The organism is Allobosea sp. LjRoot237, assembly GCF_964253285.1.
GTDB lineage: Bacteria > Pseudomonadota > Alphaproteobacteria > Rhizobiales > Beijerinckiaceae > Allobosea.
The window spans coordinates 3994503-4019283 of sequence record NZ_CAXUQP020000001.1; the positions used below are offsets into that span (position 1 = coordinate 3994503).

Sequence of the window (24781 nt, forward strand, 5' to 3'; positions counted from 1 at the left end):
TAGACCAGAGCAGATCTGATTCGCATCCGGTGCGGGCGGCGAAACTGCTGATTTGATAGGCAGTTTCGTCGATTTGGCGGCAGGAATGCGGGTCCGCTGCGGCCTTCAGGCCGGAGCCACCTGCCTCTGCCCGGCCGATCGCGGCTCGGCGATCAGGCAGAACCCGACTGCGACGATCGCCAGCGCCGAGAAGCCGCCGGCGACCGAGACGTAGAAGCCGGTGCTCGCACCATAGAGATCGATCAACCAGCCCGAGGCGGCCGAGCCCGCCGCCATGCCGATACCCATGCCGGTCATCACCCAGGTGATGCCCTCGGTCAGCTTCGAGGCCGGCACATGCCGCTCGACCAGCGCCATGGCGACGATGACGGTCGGCGAGATCGAGGCGCCGGCAATGAAGAGCACGGTGCCCAGCATCCAGAGCGACGACACGATCAGCAGCGGCAGCGTCGTCGCTGCGGCGAGTCCGATCGCGAGCAGCAATTGCGTCGCCAGCGGCAGGCGCAGGCGGAGCGCACCGAAGATCAGGCCGGTGATGAAGGAGCCGGCGGCATAGGCGGCCAGCGCCAGGCTCGCCGCGGCCTTGTTGCCCTGTGCTTCCGCGAACGCCACCGCGGTGACCTCGGCCGTGCCGAAGACAACGCCGAGCGCGACCATCAGCAGCGCGATAATCTGCACCGGCACCAGCCGGATGGCGGAGCCGCCGGCGCCAGCGCCGTGGGCATGCACCGGCGGCTCGGTCGCGCGCTGCGCCACGAACAGAGCCATGCCGATGGCAAGCAGAATCGTCGCCGCAAGCGGCCCGGCTTCAGGGAACCAGACGACGCTGAGGCCGATCGCGATCACCGGACCGAGCATGAAGATGACCTCGTCGACAACCGATTCGAAGGCGAAGGCGGTGCGCAGATGCGGCGTGTCGCGATAGATCTCGGTCCAGCGGGCACGCACCATCGCCATCATGCTGGGCGTCAATCCGGCGAGGCCGGCGAACAGGAAGAGCACCCAGGTCGGCGCGTTGAGCCGCGTCGCCAGCATCAGGCCGGTCAGCGCGACGACGGTCGCGAGTGTAGCGGGGATCAGCACCTTGCTCTGGCCGTGGCGATCGACCAGCCGCGAGATCTGTGGCGCGATCAGCGCATTGGCGAGCGCGAATGTCGCGGCGACGCCACCGGCAAGCCAGTACTGGCCGCGCGCCTGGGAGAGCATGGTGACGATGCCAATCGTCACCATCGAGAATGGCATGCGGGCGATGAAGCCGGCGGCTGAGAAGCCGATCGAGCCGGGAGCCCGGAAAATCTCGCGATAGGGGTTAGGCATGGACGTCTCCGTCGCATCAAAGCGTAATTGACATACGTAGCGTATGTGACATGAATAATTACATACGCACCGTATGTCAATTCACATACGCCTCGTATGCGAAAGGAACATGGATGACGCGCAAGCCGCGCACGCAGATGATTGCCGAGACCCGGGCCAAGCTGATCGCCGCGGCGCGCACCGCCTTCGGCACGGTCGGCTATGCCGAGACCTCGATGGACGAGCTCACCGCCTCGGCCGGGCTGACACGGGGCGCACTCTACCATCATTTCGGCGACAAGAAGGGCCTGCTCGCCGCGGTGATCGCCGAGATCGACGGCGAAATGAACGCACATATGCGCGCCGTCACGGCGAAGGCTGATGACCCCTGGACCGGCTTTCGTGACGAATGCACCGCCTATATCGAGCTGGCGCTCGATCCGGAAATCCAGCGCATCATGCTGCGCGAAGGCCCGGCCGTTCTCGGCGATCCCTGGGACTGGCCGACACTCAGCGAATGCATCCGCTCGATGACGGAGAGCCTGACGAAGCTCGCCGAGACCGGCGTCATCGCACCGATCGATTCCGAAGCTGCGGCGCGGCTGATCGCCGGGGCGACGCAGTATGCGGCGCAATGGATCGCGCATGCGCCCGATCCGGAGGCGACCTCGCGCAAGGCGATCGAGGCCTTCAACCTGATGCTCGACGGGCTGCTCGCTCGCAACTGAGCCGATGGCAGAGTGCAGCGGCGCATATCGCCGTGTGAAACAAATGTTTCCTTTTTATCGTATCGACTTTTCTGTTTCAGACGTCACGACTCCCTGCTAGCGTCCTGGCCATGGACAAGCCCCGCCTGACGGCGAGCCTCACCGAGAGCTTCGAGCAGCTGCCGCAGCAATTGCAGGCGGCGGCGCGCTGGGTGCTCGACCATCCGGCCGATGTCGCATTGCTGACGACGCGCGAGCAGGCCAAGCGGGCCGGCCTGTCGCCGGCCACCCTGACCCGGCTGGCGCAGCGCTTCGGCCTCAAGGGCTATGATGAGCTCCGCGCCGTCCACGCAGCGGCACTGCGGCGGCGGCCGGAGGGGTTTGCCGGCCGCGCCGGCGAACTGATGCAGCGCCATGGCGAAGAGGGCCCGGGCGCGATCGCGCAGGACATGTTCGCGGCGCTCGCCGAGCATCTCAAGGCGCTACGCGAGCCGCAGGCACTGGTCCGCTTCGAACAGGCCGCCGACCTGCTCAGCGAAGCACAGACCGTCTTCTGCTTCGGCCTGCGCTCAGCCTTCCCGGCCGCCTTCATGCTCGACTACATCCGCGACCTGATCGGCGCGGGCTCGGTGCTCGCCGACGGCGCCGGCGGGCGCGGCATCGATGCACTGCGCCGGATCGGCCCGGGCGATGCGCTCTTTGCCGTCTCGGTCGCGCCCTATACGCGGCTGACCGTGCAGGCGGCGGAGATCGCCAGAGGGCGCGGTGCAACGGTCGTGGCGCTGACAGACAGCGCGCTCTCGCCCCTCGCCGCCCTCGCCGATGCGACGCTGCTGGTCAGGACCGAGACACCGTCCTTCTTCCACACGATGACGCCGGCCTTCGCCGCGGTCGAATGCCTGGCGGCGCTGATGACGGCGCGCAAGGGCGAGGCGGCACTCGCCGCGATCGTCCGCCACGAGGCTGCACTCGACGCCGCCGGCACATTTCTGAATTCAAGACCCGCCAAGCGAGGCCACCGATGAGCCACATCCTGCATCGCATGCTGAGCAAGAGCTATCCGACGGCAACCGGCGGCGAAGGCATGCTGCTGCGCGACCAGAACGGGCGCGAGCATATCGACGCCTCGGGCGGCGCCGCCGTCTCTTGCCTCGGCCATGCCCACCCCGATGTGCTGGCGGCAATGCATGCGCAGATCGACAAGCTCGCCTATGCACATACCAGCTTCTTCACCACCGATGCGGCCGAGGAACTCGCCGATCATCTGATCGCGCGGGCACCGGCCGGCATGGGATCAGTCTACTTCTGCAGTTCCGGCTCGGAGGCGATCGAAGCCTGTCTGAAGCTGGCGCGGCATTACTTCGTCGAGAAAGGCGAGAGAAGCCGAGTCAACTTCATCTCGCGCCGGCAGAGCTATCACGGCATCACGCTGGGGGCGCTCTCGGTCGGCGGGCGGATGAAGGACCGCGCGCCCTTCGCTGAGATGCTGATGCAGGGCCACCACATCTCGCCCTGCTATGAATACCGCGACCGGCGCGCCGACGAGACCAGCGAGGAATACGGGCTTCGCGTCGCCGACGAGCTCGAGGCGAAGATCCTCGAGCTCGGGCCGGAGACGGTTTGTGCCTTTGTCGCCGAGACCGTGGTCGGGGCGACGCTCGGCGCCGTCCCCGCCGCGCCCGGCTACTTCAAGCGCCTCCGCGAGATCTGCGACCGCCATGGCGTGCTGCTGATCCTCGACGAGGTGATGAGCGGCATGGGGCGGACCGGCACGCTGCATGCCTGCGAGCAGGAGGGCATCGCGCCCGATTTGATGGCGATCGCAAAGGGGCTCGGCGGCGGCTATGCGCCGATCGGCGCGATGCTGGCCTCGAAGCGGGTCGTCGAGGCGGTCCGGCAAGGGTCAGACGTCTTCCCACACAGCCAGACCTATGTCGGCCATCCCCTCGCCTGCGCTACTGCGCTCGCGGTGCAGAAGGTGATCGAGCGCGACGACCTCCTCGCCAATGTCCGCACGCAGGGAGCGAGGCTTGAACAACGCCTGCGCGAGCGCTTCGGCAATCACCATCATGTCGGCGATATCCGCGGGCGCGGCCATTTCTGGGGCGTCGAGATCGTCGCCGACCGCTCTAGCAAGGCGCCCTTCGATCCGGCGCTGAAGCTCAACGCCAGGATCAAGCAGGCGGCGCAGGAGCGCGGGCTGCTGATCTACCCGATGGGCGGCACGGCCGACGGCACGGCCGGCGACCATATCCTGCTCGCACCGCCCTTCATCATCGATGCTGCTACCGTCGATACGATCGTCGAGCGTCTGGGTGACGCCATCGACGCGAGCCTGACCTCGGCCCGACCGGCCTGAGGCTCTACCTGATCCGGGCCATCAAGAGCCCGTAGCGACCACCACAGGGGAACTGCCATGAAACGACCGAACACCAAATTGTTGAAACACCTGCTCTTCGCCGGGCTCGCCACACTCGGCTTCTCCGGCGTGGCTGCCGCCCAGAGCAGCACGCTCGAGCGCGTCAAGGCGCGCGGCGAACTGATTTGCGGCAACCACATCGCCCTGCCCGGCTTCGGCATCCAGGGGTCGGACGGGCGCTGGGACGGGCTCGACATCGATCTTTGCCGCGCCGTCGCGTCGGCGATCTTCAACGACCCGAACAAGGTCAGGTTCATCCCGACGACGCCGCAGATGCGCTTCGTCGTGGTGCAATCTGGTGAGGTCGACATGCTCGCCCGCAACGCGACCTATACGATGTCGCGCGACACCACGGCGGGCATGTCCTGGCCGATCATCAACTATTTCGACGGCCAGGGCTTCATGGTGCGCAAATCGCTCGGCGTGAGCGAGGCGAAGGGGCTCGACGGCGCCTCGATCTGCGTGACGCAGGGTACGACGACCGAGCTCAACCTCGCCGACTTCTTCCGCGCCAATAAGCTCAAATACGAGATCATCGGCTTCTCCACGAATGAGGAGGGCGTCAAGGCCCTGGAGGCCGGGCGCTGCGACGCTTTCACCACCGACACCTCGGGCCTCGCCGCCGAGCGGCTCAAATTCTCCAAGCCGGACGATTTCGTCATCCTGCCGACGCTGATCTCGCGCGAGCCGCTCGGCCCGGCGGTGAAGCGCGGCGACGAGAGCTGGGTCGCGCTGGTGAAATGGGTGCATTACGCCATGCTCAATGCCGAGGAGCTCGGCGTGACCAAGGCCAATGTCGAGGAGCAGCTGAAATCGGGCAATCCGGAGATCAAGCGCCTGCTCGGCGTCGAGGGCAAGTTCGGCGAGGGCCTCGGCCTCACCAATGACTGGGCCCATCGCGTCATCAAGCATGTCGGCAATTACGGCGAGAGCTTCGAGCGCAATGTCGGCGCGGGCTCCAAGCTGCAATTGAAGCGTGGCCTGAACGACCTCGCCTCCAGGGGCGGACTGCAGTACCCGCACCCGATCCGGTAAGCTTGCCGATGCGGATCGCGCTGATCCACGCGCTGCGCCATTCGCCGCCTCCGATCGAGGCGGCGTTCGCGCGGCTGTGGCCTGAAGTCACGCTGATGAACCTGCTCGATGACAGCCTCTCGGCCGATCTGTCCCGCGACGGACGGATCACCGAGGCAATGACCGGGCGCTTCCTGAGCCTCGCAAGCTATGCCCGTGCGACCGGCGCCGATGGCATCCTCTTCACCTGTTCGGCCTTTGGGCCCTGCATCGAGGCGGTGCAACGGGCTCTGTCGCCGCTGCCGGTCTTGAAGCCGAACGAGGCGATGATCGAAGAGGCCGAGGCGATCGGCGGCCAGATCGGCCTTCTCGCCAGCTTCGGGCCGACACTCCAATCGATGCCGCCAGAGTTTCCGGCCTCGCTGACGGTGACGCCGAAGCTCGCCGAGGGCGCGCTCGCCGCGCTCGATCGCGGCGACGGGCCGGAGCATGACCGGCTGGCGGCACTGGCAGCCAGCGCGTTGGCGGATTGCGACGCGATCGCGCTGGCGCAGTTCAGCCTGGCGCGAGCAGCGGCGGCGGTCGCGGCTGCGTCCGGCAAGCCGGTGTTGACGACCCCGGACAGCGCGGTGCGGAAGCTGAAGCGGCTGCTCAGCCGATAGGCCCTGCCGGATACCGGCCTGTGATGTTAGAGTGGCAAGGCAGGCCCGGCGGATGGTTCAACGGCCCATCCGGAACCTGCGCGGCGACAAGCCGGCGCCGTATGCTGCTTCCGAGGAAAGGCCGGGCCTTTTCGGGGAGAGGCGCGATGACCACCTACATCATGCTGCTCAACTGGACCGACCAAGGCGCACGCAAGCTGAAGGATTCGCCCGCCCGTCTCGACACCGCCAAGCAGGCGTTGAGGGATATGGGCGGCGATTTCAAAGCCTTCTTCATGACGATGGGCAAATACGACATGGTCGTCATCTGCGAGGCGCCGGACGATGCCGTGCAGGCGCGCTTCTGCCTGCAACTGGCCATGCTCGGCAATGTCCGCACGGAAACGCTCAAAGCCTTCCCCGAGGCGGCCTATCGCGAGATCATCCGTTCCGTCAGCTAGGGAATGGCTTGACCTGGTCGATTGATGGCAGGGCCGGTCCGAATGCAACGAAGCCCGGCCGGAACGGCCGGGCTTCGTAAAAACGATGCGAATGCGAGCCTTATTCGGGCGCGCGGCTCGGCATCACTTCGGCGCGAGCACCATCACCATCTGGCGGCCTTCGAGCTGCCAGTCGCTCTCGACCTTGGCGATGTCGACGAGATCGGCCTTGACGCGCTCCAACACCTTCACGCCGAGGTCCTGGTGCGCCATTTCGCGGCCGCGGAAGCGCAGGGTGACCTTCACCTTGTCGCCTTCGTCGAAGAAGCCGTGCATCGCCTTCATCTTCACGTCGTAGTCGTGCTTGTCGATGCCGGGGCGGAGCTTGATTTCCTTGATCTCGATGGTGCGCTGCTTCTTGCGCGCCTCGGCTGCCTTCTTCTGCTCAAGGAAGCGGAAGCGGCCATAGTCGAGAATCTTGCAGACGGGCGGCTCAGAATTGGGGGCGATCTCGACCAGGTCGAGACCGGCGTCCTCGGCAATCTTGAGCGCCTCGAAGAACGAGACCACGCCACGGTTGGCGCCGGTATCGTCGATGAGCTGGACGTCGCGGACGCCACGAATGTCGCGGTTGGCGCGGGGACCGTCCTTGACGGGGGTTGGTGCGGCACGGAAGGGACGACGAATGGCTGTATTCTCCTATGATTGGCGCATCGCGCCGTTGGTGAGACACATTGCACAACGAGAAGCGTTGTCAATGGATCAGGCGAGGTTCAGCGCCCCAGCAGGGCGCAATAGACGTCGAGTGTGTCGTTGACCATCGACGCCAACGAGAAATGGCGCTCGACATGCAGCCTGGCGCGTCGCGCCAGCGCATCGCGCGCGGAGGGCCTGAGCGCCAGGGCTTCGCGCAACGCTTCGGCGAGCGCCGTGGCATCGCCAGGCGGCACATGCCAGCCGCTGCGCTCCTGAGGCGAGACCTGCGGCGGCGCCAGCACCGTCTCCGGCACGGCACCGAGATTGGAGACGACGACCGGCGTGCCCATGGCCTGCGCCTCGACGGCGACACGGCCGAAGGCCTCGGGCTCGGTCGAGGGCACGGCGACGACGGCCGCAGCCAGGAAGGCCGCCGGCATGTCGCTGCAATGGCCGACACGGCGGACACGGCCCTCGAGTTTGGCCTTGGCGATGGCGTCGTCGAGCTCGCGCACATAACCGTCGCGGCCCTGCGCATCGCCGGCGAGGATGAAGGCCGTGTCCTCATCGCCGGCATCGCGCAGTTGCCGCGCCGCCTCGATCAGCACCTTCTGGCCTTTCCAGCCGGTGAGCCGGCCGGGCAGCAGAACGATGCGCTGGTGCGGCTCGACGCCCCAGGCGCTGCGCAGCGCGCTGATCCGTTCCGGGTTCACAGCCGCCGGCGCAAAGGCGGAAAAGTCCGTGCCGCGATGGACGACACGGATGCGGTCACGGGCGAAGCCGTGCCGGGCCCGGATCAGATCGGCGGTATAGGCGGAATTGGCGATGACGACGTCGCTGCGCGCCATCACCGAATTATACAGGTTCTTCACGGCCGAGCGGGCGTTGTAGGAGCCGTGATAGGTGGTGACGAAGGGCAGCTTCAGCGCCCGCGTCGCTGCGAGCGCGACCCAGGCCGGCGCCCGCGAGCGGGCGTGGACGAGGTCGACCCGCTCACGCTTGCAGAGCAAAGCGAAGGTGCGCACGTTCAGCAGCATCGAGACCGGGTTCTTGGCCGCTGCCGGAAACGGCAGCCAGATGCCGCCCTTGGCCTGCAGTTCGGCGACGAGCCGCCCACCTTCCGTCGCGACCAGCGCACGAGCACCCACTTCGGTCAGTCCCGCGGCGATGTCGACGGCGGTGCGCTCGGCGCCTCCCGCTTCCAGATCCGGGATGATCTGCAGCACGGTGCGTCCGGCCAGCGGATGCGTCTCGGTCGAAGGCAGGGATAATTGCGCGCCGGAACGCAAGGAGGTGTTCACTATTCGAAAGGGCCTTCTGCTTGGCGACTCGCCGATGCTATCGGGTTCAGATGATGACCAAATCGGGCGGTATTGCAGCAGGGACGTGCCTGCTTTCCCCCGGTTCACCACAGGAGAGCATAGGGTGATGAGGCCTGAGCCGCAATTTCTGAGCGTCGGCGCCGGTGACGAGCGCCGCGAGGTCGCGGTGCTGGCGCAGACCGGCAAGGGCCCGCCTGTGGTCTGGCTCGGTGGCCTGCGCTCGGACATGCGCGCGACCAAGGCCGAGGCGCTCGCCGCCTGGGCCGAGCGCGCGGGACGCGCCTTCATCCGCTTCGACTATGCCGGCCATGGCGAATCGAGCGGCGACTTCGCCCAGTGGACCATGTCACATTGGCTCGAGGACGCGCAGGCGGTCCTCGCTACCCACGCACGCGGCCCCGCAATCCTGGTCGGCTCGTCGATGGGCGGCTGGGTCGCGCTGCTGACGACGCTGCGCCTGCGCCAGACTGCGCCGCAATTGCGCCCAGCCGGCCTGGTGCTGATCGCGCCGGCCATCGACTTCACCGAGGAGTTGATGTGGGCGCAGATGCCGGAGGCGATCCGCCAGACGATCATGACAGAAGGCGTCTGGCAGCGGCCGTCGGAGTACTCGCCGGAACCAATGCCGATCACCCGGGCGCTGATCGAGGACGGACGGCGCCATCTCCTGTTCGGGCAGCCGCTCGAGACCGGCTGCCCCATCCATATACTCCAGGGAATGAAGGATCCCGACGTGCCCTATGGCCAGGCATTGAAGCTGGTCGAGCACCTGCCCCACGATCCGGTCGTGCTGACGCTGATCAAGGATGGCGACCATCGGCTGTCGACACCGGACGACATCGAGCGTCTGGTGACAGCCGTCGCGGGAGTCGTACCCGCGACGGCCTGAAACCGGTTAGTGCAGGCTGACCATCCTGAGGTCGTGCTCCCAGGCGTTGGCCGTCGCGGCCTCGCGGGAATCCGTCACCAGGATCGGTGCGCCATCGGCTGCGAGCAGCGCAAAGAGCTGCAGGCCGGGCTCGATGTCAGGTGCCTGCGGGAAGATGCGGGCCAGCTCATCCGACATGATCGGCTTGAGATAGGCGACCTGGCCGTTGCCGAGGGCGGCGAATTCGGCCGTGGTCAGAGGGGTGGTTCTGGTCTCAGTCATCGCGCCCTCCTTCAGAGCAGTGCGAGGCGGCTTGATTGTGCATCCTTGATCATGAACGGAAGGCAAACCGCATGCCTCCTCGGACTGACGTCTATGAAGCGCCTTCTCCAGGCCCCTAGTCGCGGCTCATGATATCGATACGCCGGACGAGCCGTTCCGGTTCCGGACGGGCCAGATCGATCGCGAGCAGCCCGTTCGAGAGATCGGCGCCCAGGACCTGCATGCCGTCGGCAAGCAGGAAGGAGCGCTGGAACTGCCGCGCGGCGATGCCGCGATGCAGGAAATGCCGCGTCTTGTCGTCGACCTGACGGCCGCGGATGGTCAGCTGGTTTTCCTCCAGCGTGATCTCGAGCTGTTCGCGCGAGAACCCGGCCACCGCGAGCGTGATCCTGAGCTTGTCGGGCTCGTCCTCCGTGCGCGGCAGGCGCTCGATATTATAGGGCGGGTAGCCATCGCCGGCGCCTTTGGCGACCCGGTCGAGAGCCCGCTCGATATCGTCGAAGCCGAGCAGGAATGGATGCGACAGGCTAGGCGGACGCGTCATCACGAAGCCCTTTGAAAGGCGCCTCTGGAATTACCGGAGCCCGCTTGCGCAGCGCTCCGTACGCGAAAGGCGAACCCAACCGCGTGAACCGGATATGGCGAGCGCCACCCTTTGTCGCAAGTCCTGCCGGCCGGCACTCAATCCAGCGCGGCGATCGCCTCGATCTCGATCAGGAGGCGCGGATCGACCAGGGCGGTGACACCGACCATGGTGCTCGCCGGACAGGGGCCGTCGCCGAGGTATTTCATGCGCACCTTGCGCACCGCGACCGCCTTGTCGGTGCTGAGATCGACGACATAGGTCACCAGCTTGAACACCTTGGTGAAGTCTGTCCCGGCAGCAGCCAGCGCCGCGGCGAGGTTGGCGTAGACCTGCTCGGCCTGGGCGGCGATATCGCCCTCCCCCACCACCTTCCCCATCGGGTCGTAGGCGACCTGGCCGGAGACATGAAGCTGCCGCTCCGCCTTGACGATGGCGAGGTGTGAATAGCCGGTCGGCGGCGAGAGCGAAGCGGGGTTGATAAGATCGATCTTGCTGGGCATGGCATGCTCCCGAAGCCGGCGGCCCGTGCCGCGCAGTCAGGGCGGCAAGCTAGGCCGGCGCAGGCTGCGCGCGCAATCTCAGGGACCAACGGAACTGGATAAGGAGAGATGGTACAGCCACCCCGGCTTGAACGGGGGACCTCTAGATCCACAATCTAGCGCTCTAACCAACTGAGCTATGGCTGCACGGCTTGCGCCTGATGTCGCGGCGCCCGGAAGCTGTCCGGCGACGGCGCGGAACCTAGTGCCGCATTTCGCTGAATGCAACGGCGAAATGCACGCCGGCGCGGGGAAAACCGCGCCGGCTTTGAAAATCACGAGCGCGGTAGGTCCTTGCGGGCCGTCGCGGCGAGATCGCCAAGATGGGCAGCGAGCGATTCATAGCTGCGGCGGAAGGCCTTGGCATGGAGCGCGACGGCGTCGGCAGCGCTTTGCGTGCGCGCCAGCGTCTCGATCTCGCCGAGTGTCGCCTTCAGCTCGGCGCAAGCATGGTCGAGCACCTTGGCCTGGACGGCCCCGAAGGTGCGCGTCAGCACCAGCGTCGACTCGAACCAGTTGACAGCCGAGAAGGGCGCAACGGCAACCGGCTTCGTCGCCTCGATCGCCTTGGCAACGGCTAGCGTGGCGACAGGAGCCGGCTTGGCCGGCTGAGCGACCTCGACGAGCTTGACCGGAGCGGGAGCGGGCTTTGCCGCAACCGCAGCGACCGGCTTCACCGGAGCAGGTTGCGCCTTGACCGGTTCAGCCGCGGGCTTGGCCGGGACGGAAGCTGGCTTGGCGGGAGCCGACTTCGCAGCCGCGGCCTTGATGGTCTCGGGCTTGGCAGGAGCGGCGACCTTGGCGGCCGGCTTCGCAACCTTCTTCTTCTGCGGGGCGACACGCTTGGCCGGCGCCGCGACAATCTTGGCGGCGGGCTGCGGCGCAGACTTGGCGACGGCGGCGGGCGCAGCCTTCGCAACCGGCTGCGGAGCGGCAGGCTTGGAAGCTACAGGCTTGGCCTCGACCTTGGGGGCGGGAGCCGCTGCCGCGGGAGCGCTGACCGGCTTCGCTTCCATCACGGGCTTGGCCTCGGGAGCTTTGGCGACTGGCGACACAGCGGTAGCCTTCACGGCCGGCTGCGACGCGGCCTGCGAGGCAACTGGCTGAGGCGCGGCCTTGAGCACGGGTGCAGCCACGACCGGGGCGACGACGGGCTTCGCGTCCACCGTAGGCTTGGCCTCGGGGGTCTTGGCCGGAGCGACCGGCGCCACCGGCTTCGACTCGCTCAGCGCCTTGACCGGCGCGAGGCTGATCGGGGACTTGCCGGGAATAGTCTGCTTCGCCATCGGATGTCTCCTTCACAGATCCTGCAGGACGAGCCTGCGCGTTCGACGAAACCGGCCCAGTCGTATCCCCGCGAGGAGTTTCCACCTCACGGAGTCGTGTATTGGTCCGGCCGCCTCATCGTGAAAGCCCGCTCCGCGCCCGTGGCGCGCCGGCTTCACTTCAGCTTGGTCGCCTTGGCGGCGGTCTCGGCGGTCTTCTTGGCGACATCCTGCACCGTCGCGCTGACTTCCTTGAGCTGCGTCTGCAGCGCGGCCACCTGGGCCTTCAGGAACTCGGACTGGTGCTGGAGCACCTCGTTCATGTCGCGGGACTTGACCAGCTTGTCGGCGAGGTCGAAGGCGGCCGCGATGTTGCTCTCGGCATAGGTCATGGCCTTCTTGGTCATGTCCTGGACGTTGACGCGGGCCGACTCGGCCGAACCATGGGCGCTATCGACCGCCTTCTGGGCAGCGCCAATGAAGCCATCGAAAGCCTTGCGGGCCTGGTCGACGCTCTTTTCGGCGAAGTCGCGCATTTCGGTGGGGACTTCGTAGGGGTTCTTGCCGTCCATGGTGGTCCTCCTGATGAGCGAGCCAGGCTTCTGCGCCGCCTCCGGCGTCGAGCCTTAATTGTGCACTGCAATATCATTATTGCAGTGCGATGACAACGCTGCCACCGGCCAGGGCAGCGGCGCCATATTAACGCTGTTTGGAAACGTCAGGGGAGAGGCAGTGTTCCCGCATGGATTCACCTCCCTCGCGCGGTTATTAAAGATTTGTTAGGCATATTCGCGCGGGCTGGGTCACCAGCAGGTTGAGCGGAACGGGATGAGCGAATCCGGACGGGATTGGAACGACCTTGCCGGCGCACTCGCGCAGGATCCCGCACTCGCGGGCTTCGTCGGCGAGGGTGCGCTGCTGCTTTGGCCGGCCGATGGTGACGAACCAGCTTTCGCCAATGCGGGCGGCCAGGCGCTCCTCAACGCTTTCGGGGGAGCTGCGAAACTGCCGGCCGCGACACGCGAGCGCCTGCGCCTGCTTGCCGGCGGACTCGCCTCGCGCAACGGGCTCAGGCTCGAAAGATTGCGGCTCGGCGCTTCGCTTGCCGGACTCGTGACCTGCGCCTGCAAGCTCGTCGAGGCCGAGGCAGGCTCGGCGCTCGCGATCGGCGTCAGCGCCTCCGACCTGCGCCGCCTGAGCATCACCGTGCCGCAGGAGGAGCCGCGCGTTCCGACGGTCCCGGCCGCCCCGACGACGAGCGCCACGGCAGCCGATCCCCAAGCCGAATCACCTGGGCAGCGCCGCGCCAATCTGCGCTTCCTGTGGGAAAGCGATCTGGATGGGACACTGGTCAGCTTGTCCGGGGACTTCGCCGAGCTCGTCGGCCAGCGGGCCGCGAGCACGGCTCAAGGCCGTGACTGGCCCGCTTTGCTCGCTACCGACGTTCTCGACGTCGAAGGTGATCTGGCGACGCGTCTCGCGACGTCCTCGACCTGGAGCGGCCGGGCCGTGCTGTGGCGCGTTGGTCCGGGCGAAGGCGCTCGCGTCGAGCTCTCGGGCTTTCCGCTGTTCGACAGCGAGCGCAATCCCGCCGGCTTCCGCGGCTTCGGCCTCGTCCGCTCGCCCGCCAACGAGGCTTTTCCTGAGCGGGAGGCTCCGATAGAGGCGCCTGTCCCGGTCGTGCCCGAAACCGATATCCCAGAAGCGGCCCCTCTGGAGGCAGCAGTCGCGGAAGAACCCGTGTCTGGGCAGGTTTCGGACGAGGTTGTCGAGGCAGCCCCAGCTGAGGCGGCCCAAACCGATTCGAGCGAAGACAAGACTGAAGAGACCGCGCCGGCCGACGCGCCTGTACAGGCAGAGATCAACGACGCGACAACCGAGCCGGCTGAGGCGAATCCCGAAGCTCCGGCGAGGCCAGCCGAAGACGGCGACGCTGCGCCGGAAGCCGACGAGCCGCCGCAATCGCCCCCCGAGGCACCGCGAGCCAATGTCGTGCCGCTGCGCAACGGCCATCTGGCGGCGGTACGCCCGGTGCTCGAACCGTCCAAGACCTTGCTGTCCTCAGCCGAGAGGAACGCCTTTCGCGAGATCGCCAAGGCGCTCGGCGCCCGCATCGCCGGCGAGGAGGACGCGCCCGGCGAGCCGCGCCTGCCGGCCGCCGCTCCATTGCGCATCCGTGCCAAGGGGGCCGATGAGTCGCAGGCGGACGCTCCTGCGACGACCGCTCCGCCGCCAACCGCCGCACCCGAACAGCGGCCGCGCGTCGCCAACGCCCATGCCGAGATCCTCGATCGGCTGCCGATCGCGGTGCTGGTCAATCGTGACGAGGCCGCGCTCTATGCCAATCGCACTTTGCTCGACCTGCTCGACTATGCCGATCTCGACGACCTCACTTCGGCGGGTGGCGTCAGCCGGCTGATCAAGGGAGCGAGCCGCAGCAGCGACGGCGCGATGATCCTGGTCGACCGCAAGGGCGGGCTGATCAGCGTCGACGGCCGGCTCTCCAGCGTCAGCTGGCAGGGCGAGCCCGCGACGCTGATGGCCTTCCGCAACAGCGTGCCGGGTGGCGATCTCAAGATGCTGTCACCCGAAGAGGCCGAGGAGCAGGAGCTCGCGGCCGAGTTCGAGGCCGAGGAGGAAGAGGCCGCCTCCCGTGTGGCCCAGCTCAGGCTCGAGGGCCAGGCGAACGACGCCCGTGTCGCCGAGCTTTCGGCGATGCTCGACACGGCGACCGACGGGGTCGTCACCGTCGACGGGCGCGGCCGCATCCTCTCGCTCAACAAGAGCGCCGAAGCGCTGTTCGGCTACGATCAGCGCGAGGTTGCCGGCGAGCTCTTCACCTTGCTGTTCGCACCGGAGAGCCATTCGCCGGCGCTCGACTATCTCGACGGGCTGATCGGCGGCGGCGTCGCTTCGCTGATGAACGATGGCCGCGAGGTCGTCGGCCGCGTGCGCCAGGGCGGGCGCATCCCGCTGTTCATGACCATGGGCCGCATCGCCGAGAAGCCGGACAGCAAGTTCTGCGCGGTGCTGCGCGACATCACCGCCTGGAAGAAGACCGAGAGCGAGCTGGTCGAGGCGCGCAAGACCGCCGAGAAGGCGAGCGCGCAGAAATCCGACGTGCTCGCCAAGATCAGCCACGAGATCCGGACGCCGCTCAACGCCATCATCGGCTTTGCCGAGGTGATGGCAGAGGAGCGCTTCGGCCCGATCGAGAACGAGCGCTACAAGGAATACCTCCGCGACATCCATCAATCCGGCGGCTACGTCATCAGCCTGGTCAACGACCTGCTCGACCTCGCTAAGATCGAGGCCGGCAAGCTCGACCTCGACTTCGGCAGCGTCAACCTGAACGAAATCGCGCTCTCGGCGGTGAACCTGCTGCAGCCGGAAGCCCAGCGCGGCCGGGTCGTGCTGCGCTCGGGGCTGGCGCCGAAGCTGCCGCCGGTCGTCGCCGACGAGCGCTCGCTGCGCCAGATCGTGATCAACCTGCTCTCCAATGCGGTGAAGTTCACCGATGCCGGCGGACAGGTGATCGTCTCGACGGCGCTCGGCGACCAGGGCGAGGCGATCCTGCGGGTGCGCGACACCGGCATCGGCATGGACGATGACGAGATCAAGCTGGCGCTGGAGCCGTTCCGGCAGGTGCCGACGACGCGCAGATCCGGAGGCACCGGCCTCGGCCTGCCATTGACCAAGGCGCTGGTCGAAGCCAACCGGGCGGCGCTGACCATCACCAGCGTCAAGAAGGAAGGTACGCTGGTCGAAGTCACCTTCCCGCCGCAGCGGGTGCTGGCGAGCTGAGGTCAGCGTTCGAGGGCGTGTCGATAGAGATTGCGCTGCAGTTCCGGCACGTAGCGCTCCCGCGTGAAACCGGCCTTTTCGAGAACCCGGCACGAGCCGAGGTTTTCCGGCCGCGCGAAGGCCCGCAGTTCCGGCAGTTTCAGTCGGTCCCGCGCCTCGGCGACGCTTGCCGCCGCCAGCTCGCTCGCATAGCCCCTGCCCCAGGCCGAAGGCGCGAACCAGTAGCCGAGCTCGACGCCCCAGCCGCGGTCGAACGGGTCCTCGAACAGCCCTCCCCAGCCGATGATCGCTCCGTCTGCCCGGCTCCTGACCGTCCAGGGCGCGCAGCCCAGCCGGCGGCGCTGCCATTCATGTCCGGCGACGTGGCGGCGGCAGGCGCGCAGCGTCGCAAATTGGCTCGTGTGCCGCATCGCCTCGGCATCGCCGAGAAACGCAAACAGCGCTGGCACGTCGGAGAGCTTGGTGGGACGCAGTGAGAGCCTGCTGGTCAGGATTTCCATAGGACCAGCCTTAGCAAAGAGTGCGCCGCATTGTCGTGTCGAAGCTGCCGCAGCGGAATCTTAAGGAAAGCGCCGCACATCTTCCAGGGTGCCGTGCGCAGCCGCGCAGCTCCGATGACCAAACGCTCTGGCTGCACGGCACCGCGACGCCGGTGCGTTTCCCCAAACGGCCGGCTAGCGCCGTCACCTGTTCCGGTAATGCCCATGTCGAAGCATCGCAGTCTCAGTTACCAGTTCTGGGCGGCCACCGCCCTGATCCTCGGCTGCTCCGTCGTCCTCAGCGCGATCCTGATCTCGACCTACTACCGGGAACTCCAGGCGACACGGCTCAGCGAGACACGGCTCGAGCACTTCCAGCTGGTGATGCGTGCCGTGAACCGCCTCTCGGCCGAGCGTGGCCCGGTCAACAGCGTGCTCGGCGAGGAGCCCAGCGCCGACAGCCCGTCGCGCCAGCGCCTGGTCGCCTTCCGGGCAAACACCGACGCGGCACTGGACCAACTAGCCCCGATCGCCGGCTTTTCGCGGCAGTTGGCCGAGACGAGGCGGTCGCTGACCGAAGCCCGCCAACTGATCGACGTCCTCGACAGGCAGCCCTTGCGGGCGCGCAGGCCGCAGGACTTCCACAAAGTCGTCCTGGCGATGTTCGGCGTCGTCGATACGGCGCAAGCGCTGGTGGATGCCGCGATCAGCGATTTCAACACCGCTGAATCGAAGCATCTGACCGGCACCGCGCTGGTCGCCCGGATGCTGAGCGATATCCGCGAGCAGGTCGGGCGGATGGGCTCCAATTTCGTCGCCTCGATCGCGGCACGCATGCCGATCGGCCCCGAGCGGCGCACAGCGCACGATATCGCCTATGGCCGCGTGCTCGGCTTCTGGCAGCTGGTCGAGCAGCAGGCGGGCACGAACACCGATCCGCAGATCGCCGCGATGCGCCGCGCCGTGGTCGAGGACTTCTTCGGCAAGGGCATGGCGATCTACCGCGAGCTCCTCGCCACCGGCCAGGACGGCAACTACGGTTTCGACACGATCACCTTCACCAACCAGATCGTGCCGACCTTCGCCTCGCTGGAACGGCTGCGCGATATGTATCTCGATTCCGCCATGCTGCAGGTAAAGGCCGATGGCGAACATGCGCTTCGGCTCCTGATCATCATCAGCGCCATCACGCTGGTCGCCCTGCTCCTCGAACTTGTTCTCGTGATCGCCAGCCAGACATTGCTGTTTCGTCCGCTCCTGTCGGCGCGGGACGCCGTCATGGCCCTGGCCGCCGGCAAGACCGGCGGAACCTTTGTGACGGGCAGCGCACGCGGCGAAATCGACAGCCTCTTCAAGGCGCTCGACAGATTGCGCGGCAAGCTGATCGAGCGTGACGCCCTCGATCGGGAAAAGCTCAAGCTGACGGCCCAGCTGCGGCAGCTGGCGGAAACGGACGGTCTGACCGGAATTCTCAACCGCGGCGCTCTGGAACAACGCGCCGTGAGCATGCTGGCCGCGCGCTCCGAGCAGCAACCGCTGCCGTTGATCCTGCTCGACATCGATCATTTCAAGCGGATCAACGACAATTACGGCCATATCGCCGGCGACGAGGTGCTGAAGGAAACCGCCCGCCGGCTGCAGGCGGTCCTGCGGCCGGCAGACGTCATCGCCCGTTTCGGCGGCGAGGAATTCGCCATCCTGCTGACTGATCCCACAGCCAGGCCCGACCAGATCGCCGAGCGCCTGCGCAGCACCTTCCTCACTGCGCCCTTCACGCTCGATACCGGTGCGACCCTGAACGTCACCGCCAGCTTCGGCGTCGCCGCAATGGCGCCTGCCGGCGGCAATTGGCTCGATCTCGTCGAGGCGGCGGATCAGGCGCTTTACGAAGCCAAGGCGGCCGGCCGCAACCGGGTGGTCGCGCGCACGGCCGCCTGAGCGGCGCCTGAAGCCCGGCGGCGCGCCTTATAGCAGCGTGCCGCTCAGGATCAGCAGGGCAATGCTGAAATAGATCGCCAGGCCGGAGACGTCGACCAGCGTCGCGACGAAGGGGGCCGAGGCGCTGGCCGGGTCGAAGCCGAGCCGCGTCATGATAAAGGGCAGCATCGAGCCGGTCAGCGAGCCGAAGGTCACGATGCCGACCAGCGCCGCGCCGACGGTCGCCGCCACCAGCAACCAGTACTCGCCATAGTCGTAGAAGCCGAGCTTCTGCCAGGCCACGACGCGGACGAAGCCGATCGCTCCGAGGATGGCGCCAAGCGTCAGTCCGGTCGGCACTTCGCGCAATGCCACGCGCCACCAGTCGCGCAGGGCGAGTTCGCGCAAGGCCAGCGCGCGGATGATCAGCGACGTCGCCTGCGAACCGGAGTTGCCGCCCGAGCTCATGATCAGCGGAATGAACAAGGTGAGCACGATCGCCTTCTCGAGCGCGCCCTCGTAATGCTGCAGGACGGACGCGGTCAGCATCTCGCCGACGAGCAGGATGCTGAGCCAGCCGGCCCGCTTCCTGATCATCTTGAAGAAGCCGATCTGGCTGTAGGGCTCGCCGAGCGCCTCCATGCCGCCGAGCTTCTGGACGTCCTCGGTGGTCTCGTCGACCATGGCGTCGATGACGTCGTCGACGGTGACGATGCCGAGGATATGCCTGTTATCGTCGACCACTGGCACGGCGAGCAGGTTGTACTTGGCGATCAGCCGCGCCACCTCCTCGCGGTCGGTCAGGGGCGAAACGCTGATCGGGTCGCGCCGAGCTGCTGCCGAGCCGACCAGAGCATCGGACTCGCCGGAGATCAGGCGACGCAACGCGACAGCCTGCTGCAACGTACCCGTCTCGGGATCGAGGACGTAGATCGCGTAGACGGTCTCGCGGGTGCGCTCGACGGTGCGCACATGATCGAGCGTCCGCGCGACCGTCCAATGGGCGGGCACGCTGACAAATTCCGTGGTCATGATCGCGCCGGCGCTATGCTCGGGATAGGCGAGCAGCGAGGCGAGCGCGGCCTTGGTTTCACGGTCGAGCCGCGCGACGAAGCGATGCCGCTCCGGCTCGGAGAGGTCGTTGCGGAAGACGTCGGCGATCCGGTCGGACGACATGCCCTGGATCAAGGCGATGGCGCGGTCGAGCGGCAGCGCCTTCAGGATGGCGCCCGGCTCGTTGAGTTCGGGTTGGTCGAGCATATCGACTGCCCGTCCATTGGGGAGATTGAGCAGCACCTGCGCGGCATAGGCAGGCTCATGCTCGTTCAGCGTCTCGACGATGTCGGCGACGTGAGTGCGCGCCAGCGTTGCGGCCAGGACTCCGGCCGGGAGGTCGGTGGTGGGCAGGACTTCGGTGATAGCGGCGTTCATGGCTCGCTTCCTTCTGGTTTGGCCGTCGAACGGCCAAACCAGGGCGAGCCTGCCGGTTAGGGATCAGGCGCCCGGGCGGACCGAGGACGGCAAAGACTGTCGACTGGGACTGTCGCTTGGCATGGGGTTCATGGGTTCCTGTGGAGTCGCCGGCCGGGCCGCAGCGCGGATTGGCGAACGACCGGGCAGATGCGCCTTGCGGCTGGCGCCGTCAAGTCAAAATTCCATAAGGCTAGCGAGCGCCCGAGAGTGCACGATCGGGCTGGCGAAGCCGCGCATTGGCTCGCCTCGCGCCAGCTTCTAAGCTGACGCCCAAGAGCCTCAACCAAGCGAGCCAGTCCTATGCAGTTTTCCCTGACCGAGGAGGAAGAGCTCATCCGCGAGAGCGCGCGCAAGCTCGCTACCGAACGGCTGGCTCCTCTGGCCGAGCGGCTCGACCGCGGTGAGGGCCGGCCGGAGTTTCTCGCCAATCTGAAGTTGCTCGCCGAAAACGGCTTCATGGCACTCAACATCCAGGCCGGCTTCGGCGGCACTGAGGCCGGTACCGTCGCCTTCGCGCTGGCGCTCGAGGAGCTGGCCGCGGCCTGCGCCTCGACGGCGGTGACCACCTCGGTCACCAACATGGTCGGCGAGGTCATCCAGGCGGTCGGTACCTCCCGGCAGCAGGCCGACCATCTGCCGAAGCTCGCCGACGGCCGCTATCCCGCCGGCGCCTTCTGCCTGACCGAGGCCGGGGCGGGCTCCGATCCTGCCGGCATGAAGCTGCGCGCCCGGCGCGACGGCGATGCCTACGTTCTCGACGGAGAGAAGATCTTCATCACCTCCGGCGAGTACGCCGGGCTTTTCGTGGTCTGGGGCGTAACCAATCCCGATGTGCCGAAGGGCAAGGGCATCTCGGTCTTCCTGGTGCCGGCCGACACGCCCGGCGTCGGCGTCGGCAAGGCCGAGAAGAAGATGGGCCAGACCGGCTCGGCGACGAACACCATCCATTTCGATGGCGCGCGCGTCCCGGCCGCCAACCTCATGGGCAAAGAGAATGACGGCTTCCGGGTCGCGGTCGGCGAGCTCGCCGGCGGTCGCATCGGCGTCGCTGCTGTCTCGCTCGGCATCGCGCGAGCCGCGATGGACGCCGCCAAGTCCTATGCCCGCGAGCGCAAGCAGTTCGGCCAGGCGCTCACCGAATTCCAGGGCCTGCAATGGCTGATCGCCGATCGCGAGGTCGACCTGCATGCGTCGCGCCTGCTGATCCTCGATGCAGCCGCGAAGAAGGATCGCGGCGAGCCCTTCGCCAGGGAGGCGTCGATGGCGAAGCTCTTCGCCTCGGAAGCGGCGCATCGCTGCACCGACGCGGCGATCCAGATCCATGGCGGGGCCGGCTACTGCAGCGACTTTCCGGTCGAGCGCTATGCCCGCGACGCCCGCATCACCCGGATCTACGAGGGCACCTCGGAAATCCAGCGTCTGATCATCGCCCGCGAGACCTTGCGCCAGCTCGGCTGAAGCCGCCGCCGTCATTCCGGGCAAGCGAAGCGCAGACCCGGAATCCATCGTAGAGCGCCGGAGCCCTCCGATGGATTCCGGCACTCCGCTGCGCTACGGCCGGAATGACGAAGAGAAGAATCGTCTACCTCGCACCAACCGGAAACGCCCATGTCCCTGACCATCTATGGCTGTTATCGCTCGCGCGCGACGCGCAATGTCTGGCTCGCCAACGAGCTCGGCATCACCTTCAAGCATGTGCCGGTGATCCAGGTCTATCGCGTCGCTGACCCCCATGCGCCGGACGCGCCGATCCACACGCGCAGCGCCGAGTTCATGGCGGTCAATCCGAACGGCCATGTTCCGTCGATCGACGATGACGGCTTCGTCCTGCACGAATCCCTGGCGATCAATCTCTATCTCGCCCGCAAGCATGGCGGCCCGGTCGCGCCGAAGGATGTGCAAGAAGAAGGGCTCGCAGCGATGTGGTCGCTCTGGGCCGCGACCGAATGCGAGACGCAGGCGCTGAACCTGACCTATCATCTGGCTGCCTATCCTCCGGAAAAGCGCGATCCCGCCATCGTCGCCACGGCTCTCGCCGCCCTCCCCGCTCCCTTTGCGGTGCTCGACAAGGCGCTGGCCGAGGGCGGGGGCTTTGTGATGGGCGGGCGCTTCACCGTCGCCGACATCAATGTCGCCGAGGTCATCCGTTATGCCAAACCGGCGACCCAGCTCTTCGACGCGGCGCCGAACGTCAAGGCCTGGCTCGATGCCTGCCATGCCCGGCCCGCCTTCAAGGCGATGTGGGCGGCGCGCGAAGCCGAACCGGCCTGAGACTAGCGGAAATCGGGTGGCCGGGCCCTGCCCGGCTGCCTACTGACGCAGGATGACCCGCCCTGCGAGGACAGCTTCCGTCATGACACAGTCAACCGTCGCTCCCTCGCTGCGCATGGGCCCGCTAGAATGGCTCCTGCTCGTCGCCCTCTCGATCCTGTGGGGCGGCTCGTTCTTCTTCAACAAGCTCACCGTGGCGGAATGGCCGCCCTTCGCCGTCGTGCAGGTGCGCGTCGGTCTGGCGGCGCTGTCGCTGCTGCTCGTGGTGCGGATCACCGGGCAGTCCATGGCGGTAGGGCGCAGCCTCTGGCTCGCCTTCTTCGGCATGGGCATCCTCAACAACCTGATCCCGTTCAGCCTGTTCCTCTGGGGCCAGCAGCAGATCGCCAGCGGCCTCGCCTCGATCCTGAACGCGACCACGCCGATCTTCTCGGTGCTGGTGATGCACTGCTTTGCAAATGAGAAGGCGACCGGGCTGAAGCTCGGCGGCGTGCTGGCCGGCCTTGTCGGTGTCGGTATCCTGATGGGTCCCGACGCGCTCGGCGGCCTCGGCTCCAACCTCATGGCACAGCTCGCCTGCGTTCTCGCCGCAGTGTCCTATGCCTTCTCCGGCCTGTTTGGCCGCCGCTTCCGCGGCCTGCCGCCGCTCGTCGCCGCCACCGGCCAGCTCAGCGCCTCGACCGTGATGATCGTTCCGATCGTCTTTGTCCTGCATCCGCCATGGACGCTGCCGGTCCCGTCGCAGCAAGCCGTCCTCGCTGCGATCGGCCTGGCGCTGATCTCGACGGCGCTGGCCTACATCATCTTCTTCCGGATCATGCGCACGGCCGGGGCGAGCAATGTCATGCTCGTGACCTTCCTGATCCCGGTCAGTGCCATCCTGCTCGGCTCCGGCCTCCTTGGCGAGGAGCTGCTGCCGCGCCATTTCGCCGGCATGGCGGCGATCTTCGCCGGGCTCGCCTTGATCGACGGCCGCGTCGCCGGATTGTGGAGCGCCAAGCGAGCTAACGCTCCGACGGCTTGACCGGGCTCGGTTCGGCACCCACAAACCTGCAAAGATAAGTCCCTGCAGCATGGCCGATCGCGGCGTCGGGGTTCACCCTGTGGACGCCGCTTTCGTGCTTGCGAGCTTTGTTGCCAAAAAATTATGAATTGCTCTAGGGTCGCAAAACTGGCGATAGGCGCTAAAGGGCATAACCGAAACGACTGGACGATATCACAAAAAGCGATACGCCAGAGGGGAGCGCACCAACCATGGATCTGCGGCAACTGCGATGTTTCATCGCGGTGGCGGAAGAGCTGCACTTCGGCAGAGCTGCCGAGCGGCTCGGCCTCGCACCACCAGCACTTTCACGCCAGATCAGCGCGCTCGAGGACGAGCTTGGCGTCAGCCTCCTGACCCGCACCACGCGGCAGGTCGCGCTCACGCGCGCCGGGCTCATCATGCTGGAAGAGGCCAAGGCCATCCTGGTCCGGATGGAGCGTGCTTCCCGCTCGGTACGCGAGGCCTCGCTGGCCTCGAGCAAGGTGTTGCGGGTCGGCGCGATCGATGCGGCATCGTCGAGCTTCGTGCCGGAAGCGCTGGTCACCTTCCGCTCGCGCCATCCCGGCATCGAGATCAAGTTCGTCGAGGCGATGACGGCGCCGCTGGTGCAGATGCTGGAGGCCGGCAAGCTCGACCTCGCTTTGCTGCGCCCGCCACGCAAGCCGACCGACTGCGCCTTCGAGATCCTGCGCGTGGAGCGACCGATCGTCGTGCTGAGCGAGAGCCACCCGCTCGCCGCACGTGAGCATCTGACCATGCAGGACCTGGTCGGCGAGCCCTTCGTCGTGCCGTCGAAGCGCATCCGTCCCTTCGCCTACGACCTCGTCATGGCCTATTTCGAGAGCGTCGGCGCGGTTCCCAACGTCACCATCGAGGCGACCGAGAAGCCGGCGATGATGTCGGCGGTCGCAGCCGGGCTCGGCATGGCGCTGGCGCCGGACTGGGTTTCGCGGCTGAGCTTTCCCGGAGTGACAATGCGGCGCCTGCGTGGCGCGCTGCTTGACCCACCGCCGCCCGGCGCGCTGGTCGGCGTCGCCTGGCGGCCGCATCAGAAGCTTGCGGCGCGCGACGATTTCCTCGCCATCCTGCGCGAGAGCGTAACCCTGATCGACGACGGCAACATTCTGCCGTTCAGCGTAACCGGGCGCGGCAGGAAGTCTGCTCCGCGCACTGCAACCACCCGAGCCGGAGGACATTGATGAGTCTGAACAAGATCGAGGCCGCGCAAGGCTGGCGCATCCGCTCGACGCAGGATTTCGCGGGCGGCCTGTTCATGATCGCGCTCGCCGCGCTGGCGCTGTTTCTGGCGCGCGACCTGCCGCTCGGCACGTTGCGCCAGATCGGCCCGGGCATGCTGCCCAAGTCGATCGCGGTGATCTGCGCCGCACTCGGTGCACTGCTGGCCTTCAACGCACTGCGCTACAAGGGCGAGAAGCTCAGTGGCTGGTCCTGGCGCGGTGTCTTGTTCGTGCTCGGCGCGGCGGTCGTCTTCGGCCTGACGATCCGCGGCTTCGAGATCGGCCCGCTCAAGGTGCCCCAGCTCGGCATGCTGGTGTCCGGCCCCCTGGTCGTGTTCATTGCCGGCCTCGCGGCCGAGGATGTCAGGATCAAGGAACTCGCCATCTTCGCGGTGGCGATGACGACTGCCTGCGCCCTCCTCTTCAAATACGCGCTGAGCCTGCCTATCCCGCTGGCGCCCTGGCTGCTGGGAATCTGA

The 24781-nt window shown here is 66.9% G+C and carries 24 protein-coding genes and 1 tRNA gene; 14 read left to right on the forward strand and 11 right to left on the reverse strand.

Annotated features, from left to right (window positions below):
* Window positions 1-105 precede the first annotated feature (105 nt).
* Window positions 106-1317 carry an MFS transporter gene (locus ACSQ24_RS19420; RefSeq protein ID WP_436096266.1) on the reverse strand — a complete coding sequence of 404 codons (1212 nt, stop codon included), beginning with the start codon at window positions 1315-1317 and terminating at the stop codon, window positions 106-108.
* Window positions 1318-1430: 113 nt separating this feature from the next.
* On the opposite strand from ACSQ24_RS19420, the gene ACSQ24_RS19425 reads away from it, so the two are divergent.
* From ACSQ24_RS19425 to ACSQ24_RS19450, 6 genes are all read left to right on the forward strand, one after another.
* Complete coding sequence (locus ACSQ24_RS19425) at window positions 1431-2024, forward strand: TetR/AcrR family transcriptional regulator (RefSeq protein ID WP_436096267.1); 594 nt, start codon at window positions 1431-1433, stop codon at window positions 2022-2024.
* Between the two features lie 110 nt (window positions 2025-2134).
* Window positions 2135-3028, forward strand: coding sequence for a MurR/RpiR family transcriptional regulator (locus ACSQ24_RS19430; RefSeq protein WP_436096268.1), 894 nt, complete (start codon window positions 2135-2137; stop codon window positions 3026-3028).
* A complete protein-coding gene (locus tag ACSQ24_RS19435; RefSeq protein ID WP_436096269.1) occupies window positions 3025-4362 on the forward strand; it encodes an aspartate aminotransferase family protein in 1338 nt (445 codons plus the stop codon). The genes ACSQ24_RS19430 and ACSQ24_RS19435 overlap by 4 nt, the downstream gene beginning before the upstream one ends.
* Window positions 4363-4419: 57 nt before the next feature.
* Window positions 4420-5457, forward strand: a complete 1038-nt coding sequence (locus tag ACSQ24_RS19440) for an amino acid ABC transporter substrate-binding protein (protein ID WP_436096270.1) — start codon at window positions 4420-4422, stop codon at window positions 5455-5457.
* Window positions 5458-5465: 8 nt separating this feature from the next.
* Window positions 5466-6098, forward strand: coding sequence for an arylsulfatase (locus ACSQ24_RS19445; protein WP_436097928.1), 633 nt, complete (start codon window positions 5466-5468; stop codon window positions 6096-6098).
* Between the two features lie 146 nt (window positions 6099-6244).
* Window positions 6245-6538 carry a GYD domain-containing protein gene (locus tag ACSQ24_RS19450; protein WP_436096271.1) on the forward strand — a complete coding sequence of 98 codons (294 nt, stop codon included), beginning with the start codon at window positions 6245-6247 and terminating at the stop codon, window positions 6536-6538.
* Window positions 6539-6661: 123 nt separating this feature from the next.
* Here ACSQ24_RS19450 and infC read toward each other — a convergent pair whose 3' ends face one another.
* Window positions 6662-7204 (reverse strand): translation initiation factor IF-3, encoded by a 543-nt coding sequence (infC, locus tag ACSQ24_RS19455; RefSeq protein WP_110488073.1) that lies wholly within the window; start codon window positions 7202-7204, stop codon window positions 6662-6664.
* Window positions 7205-7290: 86 nt separating this feature from the next.
* Window positions 7291-8514 (reverse strand): glycosyltransferase family 4 protein, encoded by a 1224-nt coding sequence (locus tag ACSQ24_RS19460; protein WP_436096272.1) that lies wholly within the window; start codon window positions 8512-8514, stop codon window positions 7291-7293.
* A gap of 127 nt (window positions 8515-8641) precedes the next feature.
* Between ACSQ24_RS19460 and ACSQ24_RS19465 the strand changes: the two genes are divergently transcribed.
* Window positions 8642-9424: an alpha/beta hydrolase gene (locus tag ACSQ24_RS19465; RefSeq protein ID WP_436096273.1), complete on the forward strand. Its 783-nt coding sequence runs from the start codon at window positions 8642-8644 to the stop codon at window positions 9422-9424.
* Between the two features lie 6 nt (window positions 9425-9430).
* Here the strand turns inward: ACSQ24_RS19465 and ACSQ24_RS19470 are convergent, their stop codons facing one another.
* From ACSQ24_RS19470 to ACSQ24_RS19495, 6 genes are all read right to left on the reverse strand, one after another.
* Window positions 9431-9685: a DUF1150 family protein gene (locus ACSQ24_RS19470; RefSeq protein ID WP_436096274.1), complete on the reverse strand. Its 255-nt coding sequence runs from the start codon at window positions 9683-9685 to the stop codon at window positions 9431-9433.
* Window positions 9686-9800: 115 nt separating this feature from the next.
* Entirely contained in the window at window positions 9801-10229 is a 429-nt protein-coding gene (locus ACSQ24_RS19475; protein WP_110488076.1) for an Hsp20 family protein, read from the reverse strand.
* Window positions 10230-10366: 137 nt separating this feature from the next.
* On the reverse strand, window positions 10367-10771 hold the full coding sequence (locus ACSQ24_RS19480; protein ID WP_436096275.1) for a RidA family protein: 405 nt from the start codon (window positions 10769-10771) through the stop codon (window positions 10367-10369).
* Window positions 10772-10880: 109 nt separating this feature from the next.
* Window positions 10881-10957: transfer RNA gene (locus ACSQ24_RS19485), tRNA-His, on the reverse strand.
* 128 nt (window positions 10958-11085) lie between these two features.
* Window positions 11086-12096, reverse strand: a complete 1011-nt coding sequence (locus tag ACSQ24_RS19490; protein ID WP_436096276.1) for a hypothetical protein — start codon at window positions 12094-12096, stop codon at window positions 11086-11088.
* 155 nt (window positions 12097-12251) lie between these two features.
* On the reverse strand, window positions 12252-12647 hold the full coding sequence (locus ACSQ24_RS19495) for a phasin (protein ID WP_164547519.1): 396 nt from the start codon (window positions 12645-12647) through the stop codon (window positions 12252-12254).
* A 256-nt stretch (window positions 12648-12903) separates the two neighbouring features.
* Between ACSQ24_RS19495 and ACSQ24_RS19500 the strand changes: the two genes are divergently transcribed.
* On the forward strand, window positions 12904-15879 hold the full coding sequence (locus tag ACSQ24_RS19500; protein WP_436096277.1) for an ATP-binding protein: 2976 nt from the start codon (window positions 12904-12906) through the stop codon (window positions 15877-15879).
* 2 nt (window positions 15880-15881) lie between these two features.
* Here the strand turns inward: ACSQ24_RS19500 and ACSQ24_RS19505 are convergent, their stop codons facing one another.
* Window positions 15882-16379: a GNAT family N-acetyltransferase gene (locus tag ACSQ24_RS19505; RefSeq protein ID WP_436096278.1), complete on the reverse strand. Its 498-nt coding sequence runs from the start codon at window positions 16377-16379 to the stop codon at window positions 15882-15884.
* 204 nt (window positions 16380-16583) lie between these two features.
* Between ACSQ24_RS19505 and ACSQ24_RS19510 the strand changes: the two genes are divergently transcribed.
* Window positions 16584-18296 carry a GGDEF domain-containing protein gene (locus ACSQ24_RS19510; RefSeq protein WP_436096279.1) on the forward strand — a complete coding sequence of 571 codons (1713 nt, stop codon included), beginning with the start codon at window positions 16584-16586 and terminating at the stop codon, window positions 18294-18296.
* A 27-nt stretch (window positions 18297-18323) separates the two neighbouring features.
* Here ACSQ24_RS19510 and mgtE read toward each other — a convergent pair whose 3' ends face one another.
* Window positions 18324-19706, reverse strand: coding sequence for a magnesium transporter (mgtE, locus tag ACSQ24_RS19515; RefSeq protein WP_436096280.1), 1383 nt, complete (start codon window positions 19704-19706; stop codon window positions 18324-18326).
* Window positions 19707-20048: 342 nt separating this feature from the next.
* Between mgtE and ACSQ24_RS19520 the strand changes: the two genes are divergently transcribed.
* The 5 genes from ACSQ24_RS19520 to ACSQ24_RS19540 all read left to right on the forward strand — a co-directional run bounded on the left by ACSQ24_RS19520 (window position 20049) and on the right by ACSQ24_RS19540 (window position 24781).
* A complete protein-coding gene (locus ACSQ24_RS19520; protein ID WP_436096281.1) occupies window positions 20049-21206 on the forward strand; it encodes an acyl-CoA dehydrogenase family protein in 1158 nt (385 codons plus the stop codon).
* 150 nt (window positions 21207-21356) lie between these two features.
* Window positions 21357-22019 carry a glutathione S-transferase family protein gene (locus tag ACSQ24_RS19525; RefSeq protein WP_436096282.1) on the forward strand — a complete coding sequence of 221 codons (663 nt, stop codon included), beginning with the start codon at window positions 21357-21359 and terminating at the stop codon, window positions 22017-22019.
* Window positions 22020-22101: 82 nt separating this feature from the next.
* Window positions 22102-23043: a DMT family transporter gene (locus ACSQ24_RS19530; protein ID WP_436096283.1), complete on the forward strand. Its 942-nt coding sequence runs from the start codon at window positions 22102-22104 to the stop codon at window positions 23041-23043.
* A 230-nt stretch (window positions 23044-23273) separates the two neighbouring features.
* Window positions 23274-24263, forward strand: coding sequence for a LysR family transcriptional regulator (locus tag ACSQ24_RS19535; RefSeq protein ID WP_436096284.1), 990 nt, complete (start codon window positions 23274-23276; stop codon window positions 24261-24263).
* Window positions 24263-24781, forward strand: a complete 519-nt coding sequence (locus ACSQ24_RS19540) for a tripartite tricarboxylate transporter TctB family protein (RefSeq protein ID WP_436096285.1) — start codon at window positions 24263-24265, stop codon at window positions 24779-24781. Before ACSQ24_RS19535 ends, ACSQ24_RS19540 begins: the two co-directional genes overlap by 1 nt.